At 61.9% G+C, this 12,928-nt stretch carries 5 protein-coding genes; 2 read left to right on the top strand and 3 right to left on the bottom strand.

Annotation, left to right across the window (positions count from 1 at the left end; all coding sequences use genetic code 11):
- Positions 1-3,140, bottom strand: a 3,140-nt coding sequence (locus tag BMW49_RS17645; RefSeq protein ID WP_090391031.1) for a two-partner secretion domain-containing protein, incomplete at its 3' end; no start/stop codon positions are given.
- 521 nt (positions 3,141-3,661) lie between these two features.
- On the bottom strand, positions 3,662-9,013 hold the full coding sequence (locus tag BMW49_RS17640; RefSeq protein WP_090391029.1) for a YDG domain-containing protein: 5,352 nt from the start codon (positions 9,011-9,013) through the stop codon (positions 3,662-3,664).
- Between the two features lie 864 nt (positions 9,014-9,877).
- Between BMW49_RS17640 and BMW49_RS17630 the strand changes: the two genes are divergently transcribed.
- Together BMW49_RS17630 and BMW49_RS17625 are read left to right on the top strand one after the other, a co-directional pair.
- The gene (locus BMW49_RS17630; RefSeq protein WP_069522438.1) at positions 9,878-10,567 is read left to right on the top strand and encodes a response regulator transcription factor; all 690 of its coding nucleotides are present in this window, start codon (positions 9,878-9,880) and stop codon (positions 10,565-10,567) included.
- Between the two features lie 74 nt (positions 10,568-10,641).
- Positions 10,642-12,378 carry a sensor histidine kinase gene (locus BMW49_RS17625; RefSeq protein ID WP_139133874.1) on the top strand — a complete coding sequence of 579 codons (1,737 nt, stop codon included), beginning with the start codon at positions 10,642-10,644 and terminating at the stop codon, positions 12,376-12,378.
- A gap of 25 nt (positions 12,379-12,403) precedes the next feature.
- Here BMW49_RS17625 and BMW49_RS17620 read toward each other — a convergent pair.
- Positions 12,404-12,928: MBG domain-containing protein (locus tag BMW49_RS17620; protein WP_208600977.1), on the bottom strand; the 525-nt coding region annotated here is incomplete at its 5' end.

The raw sequence follows: 12,928 nt of genomic DNA, 5'->3' as shown, positions 1-12,928 counted from the left end.
ACATTCTTGCTGGCCAGATTGGAGGCGTCACCCGAGCCCGCGACGGCGAAGGTTTCCCCGGCCACGCCGGTGGCCGTCAGCGTGCTGCCCGCCACTGAGGTGCTGCCGTCATAGACCTTGCTACCGCTCAAGGCCAGGTCGGCTTTGTTAATGGTGGCCGTTACACCGCTTGGTTGCAGCAGGTTGTAGTTGTTGGCATCGGTGCCGCTTAGGGTGTAGCCGGTGACGGTGATAGCCTTGTCATTACCCGCATTTTTGTCAGCGAAGGCACCGACGCTTGTGCCGCTGACGAACACGACATCACTGCCGAGAGCGTTGATGCTGGCGGTGCCGGTCAACGTGGTGGCGGTGCTGGCGTCGTAGGTTTTGTTGGCGGCGCTGATGCCGGATACGGCCAGATCGGCCTTGCTGATATCGGCCGTGGTGGTAGCGGTGTTGCTGGTCAGGGTGTAGTTGGCTGCGTCGGCACCGCCGAGGACGATGCCGGTGATATCGACGGCTTTGCCAGTACCGGCATTTTTGTCGGTGAAGGCACCTGAAGCCGAGGCCACGGTCAACGCATCACCGTCGATGCGGCCGGTAAAACCGGCGTCGTCGTAGCTCAGGTTGGCAGCGGTGGTGGCGTCGTAGGTCTTGTTGCTGGCGCTGATGTCGGTCACTGCGGATATCGTGGCTTTGGCGATGGTGTAGCTGCCTGCGGCAACGGTGATGTCATACCCCTCCTGGTTGGAGTACAAGCCGGTGAGGCCCAGCGCATAAGTGCCCGCATTGCGGGTAGCGACGTTTGTGTAACTGGCGCTGCCTAGCAAGTTGGCGCTGTTGTCCGAGCTACTGTAGCTCGCACCGGCTACCCAGCCGGTATTGCTGTCATAGGTCTTGCCGGCAACATCGTTGACCGTGACGGTCACGGATTTGAGGAAGCTGCGCAGCAATGGGCCGCTGTAGCCGTCATAGATGCGCCAGATGGCGTTCGAGCCACCTGTGGTGGCGATACTCCAGCCGGTGAAGGTCGAGGCTTGGGTCAGTTCTGCCCAGGTTTTGCCCGTGCCATAAGCGTTCCCGTCGAACCCCGCCACAGTGTCGCCGTTGTTATTGATGGGGTTGCCTGCGGCATTGGTGGTGGCATAGAAGCTGCTGCTGATGCTTCCGTCGTTGGATCCGACCAGCCCGCCAACTTGGCTAGCGCCCAATACGCTGCCGGTGGCATAGGCGTTGCTGATGGTACCGGAGTTGGTGTTGACTCCGACCAGCCCGCCGACGTAGTCGCCACTGCCCGATACGCTGCCGGTGGCATAGGCGTTACTGATGGCTCCGCCGTAGTTGTATCCGACCAGCCCGCCGACGTAGTCAACGCCCGATACGCTGCCGGTGGCATAGGCGTTACTGATGGCTCCGATTTGGTTGTATCCGACCAGGTTGTATCCGACCAGCCCGCCAACGTAGGTACCGCCCGTAACGCTGCCGCCGACCAGCCCGATATCGCGGATTACGCTGCTGCTGGTATAGCCGAACAAACCGACGGGGTCCAGAACGCCGCTGCGGTCGATAGTGAGGTTGCTAAGGGTATGGCCCAGGCCGTCGAAGCGTCCGGTGAAGAATGTGACAGAACCCACCGGCTGCCAGTTGCTGATGCCGCTCAGGTCGATATGGCTGCCCACGGCATAGTTGCCGCCCAGGTGGTTATTCATGGCTTGCAGCGCAGCGGCATCGTTGACCACGGTGTAGCTGTGCACACTGCCGGTCGAGCCCTTCTGGGTGCTGAAGTTCTCCCCACTTTGCAGGTTGATGGGAGCTGCGATGTGGTAGTCCGCCGTGCCGCCATTGGCACTGGCTTGGCCGTACTGCAGGGCGACTTTGCCCTGAGCATCGCTGGCGGTGATGGCGGCGTTGATATTGATGTTGTTATGGGCGTTCAGCGTCAGCGTGGTGTCCGCATTCCAGGTCACGGCCGCATTGACGTTGATGTCGCCCGCTTCGCTGCCGGTGGCCACGGTTTGCAAGGTAACGCTGTTGCTGGCTAGGTTGCTGGACAGGGTGTTAGCGCCGATGCCGCTGCTGCTTTGGTTGTCATTGCCAGCGCTGACGGTAAAGTCAGTCGGATCAATCAGCCAGGTGCCGGTCTTGCCGTTCGCCGCTTTGGTGGTGACTTTTGTGCTGTCGGCCACCTTGACGTGGGCACCAGAGGTTTCGATAAAGCCGCCATCACCGCCATTCGGCGCGCTGGCATCGAGGGTGCCGGCCACTTGCACGGTGCCGCCGTCGAAGCTGCCGAGCAGAACGATCTTGCCGTCCTTCTCGCCGAGGGTTTGCGCCTCGATCACGCCGGTGTTGTTGACCACGGTCTTAAGCAGGGCGTCACCGGCGTTGGCGGTGAGCAACACCTGGCCGCCATCGGCCTTGATCAGTTGGTGGTTTTCCACCAGGGCATCGACCACGGCTTCATCGACCTGCACGTTAAGCAGGCCATCACCGGCAAAATCCAGGGTAACCGCATTTCCAGCGGCCAGGGCCACGCTGCCCTGGTTGGCGACGATCACGCCGTTGTTGCTCACCGTGCCGCCGAGCAGGGCGACGCTGCCGCCGTCCGCTGCAGTGATCTGACCGTTATTGATAACGCTGGCGTTACTGCCGTTGCCCTTGAATTTGTAGTTGCCGGCGGCGAAATCGCTGTTGCTGATATTCAGGGTGGAGGCGACCAGGCCGCCGACATTAACCTGCGCGCCACTGCCGAACAAAACGCCGTTGGGGTTGATCAGGAACACCCGGCCATTGGCATCAAGCTGGCCCATGATCTTCGAGCCGTCAGCACCCAATACGCGGTTCAACGCGATGGCATCGCGGCCGGGTTGGTTGAAGGTCACCTTGTTGCCGGCGGCAATATCGAAGCTCTGCCAGTCGATGGCCAGTTTGTTGCTGGCTTGGTCGATAACCATCTGGTTGGCGTTGGGTTGGTTGATCGCGCCGCTACCCGACACCACCTGGCCGCCGCTGGGCAGGTCGGCAGCAATTGCCGTGAGCGGTAGCAACAGGGCGGCGGCGAGTACCGCGCCTGCGCCTTTGGCGCGCCGGCGGGCGCGTTCATCGGTAACGGTCCAGGCGGCGAGGCTTGGGTTCCAGACGAGGGCGTAGGTGCGGTTCATGGGTAATCCCTTTAACGATCAAGACCGGCCGGTTCGCCTAGGCGCAAACCGGAAATATGGCGTGCAGGCGGGGGCTGACCCGCAGGCCTACAAGAAGGGGATATTGGACGGGAGGTATTGGCGACTGGCTATCACTGAAACTAGGTAATTTCGGTGATTTTTTAGTGACGCAAGCGCGGGCTGTGGTGATGCAGGGCGCGCGTATGGCCCGTTAAATTCGCCGCTAAAGCGGATCGCCGCCCGGCGCCTCCCACAGGGTCAGTAGCGTGCTCGCGGGAGGGGCTTTAGCCGCGATAGGTTATTGCCGTGCAAGCCGAACAGCCGGGGCCGAGCTAGGGTGGACAACGCTCTGTTTGTCCACCATTACGGTCGTGCTGCGGTGGACGGGTAAAGCGTCGTCCACCCTACGGCTGGTCGATATTCTGTTGCGACTGGCCAGCGTCCGGCAAGGTGGCCGCCGCCACCGACAGCGACAACAGGGAAACGGTGGCACCGGCCAGTGAATAAACGAAACGCATAAATCAAATTCCTTCTGGCAGGCGGATGCCCTGGTTGATGACTTGCAGGTTTATGACCTCGGCGAGCGGGTTGGTCATCAGCATTTGCAGATTCTGAGCCTCGGGTTCACTGACTGGCGACGTGCTCTCAGGCGCTGCAGCGGTCTGGCTGTTGGCGACGATGGCGCCGATATAGGGCTGGCTGTTGGCGGTGTTGTCCGTTACTTGCAGGGTGCCTTCCCGGTAGCTGATGGCGTAGTTGCTCAGGGCCTCACCTACCGCATCGCTGGCGACGATGGCGTAGTTACCGGCCGCAGCGGTTGTGGGCTGGCCCAAGCTGCTGAGGCTGACGCTGCTGATGCTGTCGTCACCCAGCAGGCCGCTGGCGCTGTAGCCGGTGAGCGCGATGCTTTGTCCGGCGATCTTGTTGGCATCAAGGGCGGTGATGGTCAGGGCGGCTTTGTCGATGGTTAGTGCACCGTCGATAAAGCTCAGGTCGTAGTTGCCATCCGTGCCAGTGGCGCTGTGGATATAGCTGCCAGCATTGCTGCCATTGCCACCGCTGGTGCTGACGCCGCTGAGCACGCTGGTGGTTTCGCCATTGACCAGGCCGCTGGCGGTAAAGCCGGTAATGCTTTGCTGTTGGCCGTTGTAGGTCACCTGGCCGCTGTTGGCGGTGACGGTGGCTTGGGCTTTAGCGACGTTCAGGCTGCCGGCGTTGTAGCTGACGGTGTAGTTGTCGGAGGTCAGGCCGCTGGCGCTCAGGCCATAAGTGCCGGCATTGACTGCGCCTTGGGCGCTGCCGCCGTAGGTGAGGGCGCCGCCAAGCACGCCAGCGTTCTCGCCATTGACGAAGCCGTTGTAGCTGACGCCATTACCGCCGCTAAAGGCCAGGCCGTTGTAGGTTTTGCTGGCATTATTGGCGGTGATGGTGAGAGCGGCTTTGTTGATATCAGCGGTTAGCCCGGTGGGCTGGACGATGTTGTAGTTGCCGGCATCGGTGCCGCTCAGGGTGTAGCCGCTGGCGGTGACGGCTTTGTTAGCCCCCGCATTTTTATCGGCGAAGGTGCCGACGCCTGTGTCGCTGACTGAAACGATATCGCTGCCCAGAGCGGTGACAGCGGCGCTGCCTGACAGGGCGGCGGCGGTGGTGGCGTCGTAGGTTTTGTTGAGGGCGCTTATGCCGGTGACCGTGAGGTCGTTGTTGCTGATGGTGTAGCTGCTGCCACTGGTGCTCAGCACGTTGTAGTTGCTGTTCAGGCCGCCATTGCTGCTGGTGCCCAGTGTCAGTCCGCTGAGGCTGCTCAGCGTAGAGCCGCTTTGCACATTCTTGCTGGCCAGATTGGAGGCGTCACCCGAGCCCGCGACGGCGAAGGTTTCCCCGGCCACGCCGGTGGCCGTCAGCGTGCTGCCCGCCACGCTGGTGTTACCGTCATAGACCTTGCTACCGCTCAAGGTCAGGTCGGCTTTGTTAATGGTGGCCGTTACACCGCTTGGTTGCAGCAGGTTGTAGTTGTTGGCATCGGTGCCGCTCAGGGAGTAGCCGCTGACGGTGACGGCCTTATTAACCCCCGCATTGGCGTCGGCAAAGCTGCCGACACCCATGCCGCTGAGGGAGACGGTATCGCCACTGATGGCAGTCACGACGGCGCTGCCTGACAGGGTGGCGGCGGTGGTGGCGTCGTAGGTTTTGTTGTTGGCGTTGATGTCGGTGACAGCCAGATCGGCCTTGCTGATATCGGCCGTGGTGGTGGCGGTGTTGCTGGTCAGGGTGTAGTTGGCTGCGTCGGCACCGCCGAGGACGATATCGGTGATGTTGACGGTTTTGCCAGTGCCGGCATTTTTGTCGGTGAAGGCACCTGAAGCCGAGGCCACGGTCAACGCATCAGTGCCGAAGCGGCCGTTGAAGCTGGCGTCGTCGTAGCTCAGGTTGGCAGCGGTGGTGGCGTTGTAGGTCTTGTCGCTGGCCCTGATGCCGGTGACGGCCAGATCGGCCTTGCTGATGGTCAGGCTGGTGTCGGCATAGCTGATGTCGTAGCCCTGCTGACCCGAGTAAAGGCCGCTGAGAATCAACGATCCATCGGTGCTGCTGTAAGTCCCGGCGTTTTTGCTATTGCTGGCATAACCCAGGCTACTGCCCAGGATCTTGCCGGTGTCGAGGTCGCTGCCCAGGCTGCTGCTTGTATAGGTGGTGGTGCCTGTGACGGCAGTGCTGTCATAGGTTTTGCTGCCGCCGCTGGCATCGGCGGTGAGGGTAACGCTCTGCAGGAAGCTGCGCAGCAATGGGCCGCTATGGCCGTCGTAGATGCGCCAGATGGCGTTCGAGCCACCGGTTGTGGCGATATCCCAATCCTTGAAGGTCGAGGCTAGGGTCAGTTCTGCCCACGTCTTGCCCGTGCCATTGCTATTGTCGGTGAACGCGCCGCCCGTGGCTCCCTCGTTGTTGATGGGGTTGCCGTTCTCATCGGTGGTGGCGTAGAAGCTGCTGCTGATGTTCCCCCCGGCGTTGTATCCGACCAGCCCGCCGCCGTTGCCGCCGCTGGCTGAGACGCTGCCGGTGGCATAGGCGTTGCTGATGGTGCTGTTTTCGCCGTTGATTCCGACCAGTCCGCCGACGTTGCCACTGCCCGTCACATTGCCGGTGGCATAGGCGTTGCTGATGTTCCCCCCGTAGTTGTATCCGACCAGCCCGCCGACGCCGGCGAAACCCGAAACGCTGCCCCCGACCAGGCCAATATCGCGGATCACGCTGTCGCGGCCTGCGTAGCCGAACAGGCCGACGTAATTCGTACCGCTGCGGTTGATGATGAGGTCACTGATGGTATGGCTGAGCCCGTTGAACGTGCCGGTGAACGGGTTGTTGTTATTACCCAGCGGGTTCCAGCCAGCGCCACCATTGGCGGTGGCGCTGGCCAGGGTGGTGTAGCCAAGGCTGTTCTGGTCGAGGTTGTTGCTCAGGCTAAAGTAGTAACCGCCGCTCAGCACTTGGCTGATATTGGCCAGTTGCTGCCAGGAGGTGATGGTATAGGCGCTGTCTTGCGTGCCAAAGCCACCGGCGAACAACGTGCTCCTGACGATATCAGCCTGGCGTGTTACCCCTGTGAGGTAGGGCAGGCCGCCCAAGCCATAGCCTGACACGCTGGCACCGGTGCCGGGGAATGACCAGATGCTTTGATTCCAGGCCGCGAAGGTAGCAGAGGCACTCAACTGAGCCCAGATTTTGCCGGTGCCCAAATTATTCCCGCTGAACGCCCCCGTAGTGGCACCACTGTTATTAATCACGCTGCCAGCAGCATCGGTGGTGGCGTAGAAGCTGCTGTTGATGGTTCCTAGATAGTTGAATCCGACCAGCCCGCCGACGCTACTGTTACCCGAAACGCTGCCGGTGGCATAGGTGTTGCTGATAGTTCCCGACTCACTGGATCCGACCAGCCCGCCGACGCTACTGTTACCCGAAACGCTGCCAGTGGCATAGGCGTTGCTGATGGTTAATAGGTTCTTTCCGGCCAGCCCGCCGACGTAGGTATTGCCCAAGACGTTGCCGGTGGCATAGGCGTTGCCGATGGTGCCGTTGTTTTGTCCGACCAGCCCGCCGACGTCCTCATTGCCTGAGACGTTGCCGGTGGCATAGGCGTTGCTGATAGTTCCTCGGTTGAATCCGATCAGCCCGCCGACGGTGTATCTACCCGTTACGCTACCGCCCACTAGGCCGATATCGCGAATCACGCTATCGAAGCCGGTAAAGCCGAACAAACCGACGAAATCCCCATCGGTGCGGTCGATGGTGAGGTTGCTAAGGGTATGGCCGAGACCGGCGAATTGCCCGGTGAAGTTGCCGATATCACCCACCGGCACCCAGTTGCTGATGCTGCTCAGGTCGATATTGCTACCCACGGCATAGTTGCCGGCCCGTTTGTCCTTCATGGCCTGCAGCGCAGCGGCATCGTTGACCACGGTGTAAGTGATTTGCGGGCCGCTGGTGCCTTTCTGGGTGCTGAAGTTGTCACCGCTCTGCAGGTTGATCGGGGCCTTGATGCTGTAGTCCGCCCCGTCGCCATCGGCAGTGGCCTGGCCGTACTTCAGGGCAACTTTGCCCCCAGCGCCGCTGGCGGTGATGGCGGCGTTGATGTTGATGTTGTTATGGGCGTTCAGCGTCAGGGTTGTGGTGGCATTCCAGGTTACGGCGGCGTTGACGTTGATATCCCCGGCTTGGCTGCCGTCATCGATGGTTTGCAAGGTGACGCTGGTGGTGTTCAGGGTGGTGCTGAGGGTGGTGGCACCGATGCCGCTGTCAGTTTTGCTCGCATTTCCAGCGCTGACGGTAAAGTCCGTGGGGTCGATCAGCCAGGTGCCGGTCTTACCGCTCGCCGCCTTGGTGGTGACCTTGGCGCCGTCAGCCACCTTGACGTGGGCACCCGAGGTTTCGATAAAGCCGCCATTGCCGCCGTTGGGTGCGCTGGCATCCAGGGTGCCGGCCACTTGCACGGTGCCGCCGTCGAAGCTGCCGAGCAGGACGATCTTGCCGTCCTTCTCGCCGAGGGTTTGCGCTTCGATCACGCCGGTGTTGTTGACCACGGTTTTAAGCAGGGCATCGCCGGCGTTGGCGGTAAGCAACACCTGGCCGCCATCGGCTTTGATCAACTGATGGTTTTCCACCAGGGCATCGACCACCGCCTCATCGACCTGCACATTGAGCAGGCCATCACCGGCAAAATCCAGGGTGACCGCATTGCCAGCGGCCAGGGCGACGGTGCCCTGGTTGGCAACGATGACGCCGTTGTTGCTTACCGTGCCGCCGAGCAGGGCGATGCTGCCGCCGTCGGCTGCGCTGATTTGGCCATTGTTGGTGACGCTGGCGTTGCTGGCGTTGCCCTTGAATTTGTAGTTGCCGGCTTCAAAATCGCTGTCGCTGATATTCAGGGTGGAGGCCACCAGGCCGCCGACATTGACCTGCGCGCCGGCACCGAACAGCACGCCGTTGGGGTTGATCAGAAACACCCGGCCATTGGCATCGAGCTGGCCCATGATCTTCGAGCCATCGGCACCCAGTACGCGGTTCAACGCGATGGCATCGCGGCCCGGCTGGTTGAAGGTCACCTTGTTGCCGGCGGCAATATCGAAGCTCTGCCAGTCGATGGCCAGTTTGTTGCTGGCTTGGTCGATGACCATCTGGCTGGCGTTGGGTTGGTTGATCGCACCGCTGCCCGACACCACCTGGCCGCCACTGGGCAGATCGGCGGCGATTGCGGTGAGCGGCAGCAGTAGGGCGGCGGCGAGTACCGCGCCTGCGCCCTTGCCGCGCCGGCGAGCGCGTTCATCGGTAACGCTCCAGGCGGCGAGGCTTGGGTTCCAGACGAGGGCGTAGGTGCGGTTCATGGGGAATCCCTTTAACGATCAAAACCGGCCGGTTCGCCTAGGCGCAAACCGGAAATATGGCGTGCAGGCGGCGGCTGACCCGCAGGCCTACAAGAAGGGGATATTGGACGGGAGGTATTGGCGACTGGCTATCACTGAAACTAGGTAATTTTGGTGATTTTTTAGTGACGCGAGCGCGGGCTGTGGTGATGCAGGGCCCGCGTATGGCCCGTTAAATTCGCCGCTAAAACGGATTGCCGCCCGGCGCCTCCCACGGATTCAGTCGCCCGCCCGTGGGAGGGGCTTTAGCCGCGATTGTTTGTGATTACGCCCATGCTCCAGCGTGGGGGCCCAGGCCAGAGCGCTTTGCGCCCGTTTGGGTTCGGCGGCGTTCAACGTCGGACGCAGAGCGTCCCGTGGCGGCGTTCCCACGCGGAGCGTGAGGAACGATCTGATTGCTCGCCGCTAAAACGTATCGCCGCTAAAGCGCCTCCCACGGTTTGCTGGGGTCATGCTCCAGCGTGGGAACGGTCTGGATCGCCGCCCGGTGCCTGCCACAGTCCGCCATAGCAAACGTAGGGTGGACAACGCTCTTTTTGTCCACCATGGCGACCGTGCAGTGGTGGACGGGTGAAGCGTCGTCCACCCTACGGTGTTCCGCTAACGCCTGCTGCCGAGAGGCTGCGAGGGTCAGTATCCTGCTCGTGGGAGGAGCCGGGCGGCGTTCCGCTTTAGCCGCGATGGGGCGGCCGGTGAGGCGCATTGATGCGGCTCCCGGAGACGCGTGCAAGGCCTGGCTATACCTGATTTCGGTGATAGGCGAGTGCCACTATGGCGTGCCACACTCGCCGCTGTTCACTGACTTGCTCTGAGTACCCTGCACTGATGTCGACCGCCAATCATGCCCCCGATGATGTTCTGCTGCCTGCGCCGGTGCTGGTGGTTGAGGACGACCCGCTGATGCGTCAGCGGTTGGCGCGGGTGCTTGGGGAAATCGGTTATGCCGATGAGGCGGTGAGCTTTGCGGTGAATCTGGCCGAGGCGCGTGCGCATGTTAGCCAGCAGCCGGTGGCGATGGTGCTGGTGGACCTGGGCCTGCCCGATGGCAATGGCATCGAGTTGATCCAGGAGTTGCGCGCGCAGGATCCGGCGCTGTGGATTTTGGTGATTTCGGCCTGGAGCACCGAGGAGGCGATCCTCGGTGCATTACGGGCTGGGGCAACGGGGTATTTGCTCAAGGAGCGTGATGACCTGGAGGTGAGCCTGTCGATTCGCAGCGTGCTACGTGGCGGTGCGCCCATCGATCCTTTTATCGCCCGGCGCATCCTGGCCTTGTTGCCGACGGCGCCGTTGCACACGCCTCACGATGCAGGCGAAATAGAAGCGCTCAGCGCCCGCGAGAGCGAGATTCTCGAATGGGTTTCCCGGGGCTTGAGCAACCGGGAAATCGCCGAACAGTTGACCATTTCCCGCTATACCGTCGAATGCCATATCAAACGGATTTACCGCAAGCTGGCCGTATCTTCGCGCACCCGCGCGGTGAGCGAGGCTCGGCAACGCGGCTTGTTGCCCTGACGCTGCTGCTTGCCCTGTTGCCGTGGTTTTCGAGCCTGGCGCAGGCGAGCTGCCAGCCGGCCATCAGCCAGGTTATGGCGGCCCCCGAACGGGCCGGCGATGGCGTGCGTCCGGTAGACGGCTGGCTGCCGGTGAGCCTGCCGGACCTGTGGCAACGCCACTGGCCGGGGTTTTTCGGGGCGGTGTGGTATCGGCTGGACTGGCAGGCCGACTGCCAGGGTGAGCCGCTGGCGCTGAGTATTGATCGCATGGTCATGGCCGGTGAGGTGTGGCTTAACGATGATCTGATCTGGCGGGATGAGAGCCTGGTCGAGCCGTTGTCGCGCAGTTGGAATATGCCGCGCTACTGGCTGTTGCCTGTTTCAGCGCAAAGCCATGGCAACAGCATCTGGGTGCGTGTGGTGGGTTCGGAGCATGCGCCTCCTGGCCTGGGCACGGTGCGCGTGGGCACGCCCGAGCAGGTTCGGCCGGAGTACCGTCACCAGTTGCTGCTGCAACGCGATCTGGTTTTTATCACCCTGGTGATTTCGCTGATGCTGGGGGTGCTGTTTCTAACGTTCTGGTTGTTGCGCCGCCAGGAGCATGCCTTCGGCTGGTTCGCCCTGGCGTCGTCGCTATGGACGCTTGGCCTGAGCAATATGCTGGTGACTTCATCTTGGCCATTTGCCAACGGTGAGGTATGGGATCGCCTCAGCCAGGTCATGCTGGTGCTGTATTGCCCGGCGATGTGCATGTTCGTCTGGGCGTTCATCGGGCAGCGCCGTGTGCGTCTAGAGCGCGCTATTTGGCCCGTGGCGCTGGTGTTTTGTGTGGTTGTGGTGGTCGTCCCGACGGCACATATTTCGCTGGTACAGCTGGTGTCTGCTGTTTCGCTGCGGCTGGTCTTGTTGGCCATCTCTGTGCAGCTTCTCTGGCATGGCTACCGGGTGCGGCAGCGCTACCTGACTCTACTGGGGGCGTGCATGTCAGGTTTGGCGCTCTATGAGTTTCTGGCTTTTGTTGGCGTGCTCAAGGTTCCAGAAGTCTATGTTCTGCTGTCGACGCCTTTTATTTCGGCTGTGATGTTTATGGGGCTGGCCATGCGCTTCTCCAGCAGTCTGAAGCGTATCGAGCGCTTCAACGATGAGCTGCAAACCCGCGTAGACAAAACGCGCGCGGAGCTGACCGAAACGCTGCAGCGCGAGCATCAACTGGCAGCCGACAACATTCGCCTCAACGAGCGCCTGCGCCTGACCCACGATCTGCATGATGGCCTGGGTAGCTCGCTGATGCGTTCGATTACCCGCATGGAGCATGGTGATGGGCTCAAGGGTGGCCAGTTTCTCTCCGTGCTGAAGACCCTGCGCAGCGATCTGCGTGACGTGATCGACGGCTCGTCGGCGGTGCCTGCCTGGCAATCGCCACAGGAGTGGTTGGCGCCGTTGCGCAGGCGGTTTATCGACCTGTTCGACGATCTGGGTATCGAGTCGCACTGGCGCTTGCCGGAGCAGTGGCCGGGTACCTTCACGCCCCCCCAGTTGCTGGCCCTGACGCGCTTTCTCGAAGAGGCGCTGACCAACGTCCTCAAGCATGCTGGTGCTACTCGGCTGGAGGTGGGCGTATGCGCGGCAGCGGAGCGTGGCCTGAACCTGTGGGTGCGCGACAACGGCCGGGGCTTTGATGTGGATGAGGTGCTGGCCGCTAGCGCGGGGGTTGGCATGAGCAGCATGCGCATGCGCATTGAGCGCATGGGCGGGCAGCTGCGCATCGAGTCCCGCCCTGGGGAAACGCTGTTGACGGCGACCCTTTTTGGTAAGCCGGTCAGTGCGTAAGCCCCTCAGGGTTGCAGCGCTGGGATCACTTGTCCCGAGACATTTCGTCAAGACCCTCCGGTAGTCGGATACCGCTGTCGGCGATCCGATAGAGTGCGTCCGGGGTGAGCAACGCAGCTGGCGTCTCGTCAGCAGATCCGCCATGGGTGGCGGCGAGAATATCGGTGTAGGTCTGAGGTATTTCTGCAGCCGGGCTGCCCGGCTGGGGCTGGTCGCTGATAGTCAGGGCACCGTCTACAAAGCTGATGGCGTAGTTATCGGCGCTCAGGCCGCTGACACTCAGGTCGTAAAGGCCTGCATTGATCGCGCCCTGGGCGCTGCCGCCGTAGTTCAGCGTGCCGCCGAGCACGCCGGCATCCTCGCCATTGACGAAGCCGCTGTAGCTGACGCCATTGCCGCCAGTGAAGGCCTGGCCGTCGTAAGTCTTGCTGGCGTCAGCCGCAGTGGCAGTGAGCGCGGCCTTGTCGATGGTCAGGGCGCCGTCGACAAAGGTCAGGGCATAGTTGCCGTCCGTGCCGCTAGCACTGTGGGTGTAAGTGCCGGCATTGAT

It is taken from the genome of Pseudomonas cuatrocienegasensis (assembly GCF_900110925.1).
Lineage (GTDB): Bacteria > Pseudomonadota > Gammaproteobacteria > Pseudomonadales > Pseudomonadaceae > Aquipseudomonas > Aquipseudomonas cuatrocienegasensis.
Note: the sequence above shows the minus strand (reverse complement) of the source record. Positions and strands in the feature narration are given on the sequence as shown.

What these genes read in the sequence shown, in the direction of transcription:
- BMW49_RS17630 (WP_069522438.1), top strand. Translation starts at nt 9,878, where the DNA reads ATGTCGACCGCCAATCATGCCCCCGATGATGTTCTGCTGCCTGCGCCG.
- BMW49_RS17625 (WP_139133874.1), top strand. Translation starts at nt 10,642, where the DNA reads ATGGCGGCCCCCGAACGGGCCGGCGATGGCGTGCGTCCGGTAGACGGC.
- BMW49_RS17640 (WP_090391029.1), bottom strand. Translation starts at nt 9,013, where the DNA reads ATGAACCGCACCTACGCCCTCGTCTGGAACCCAAGCCTCGCCGCCTGG.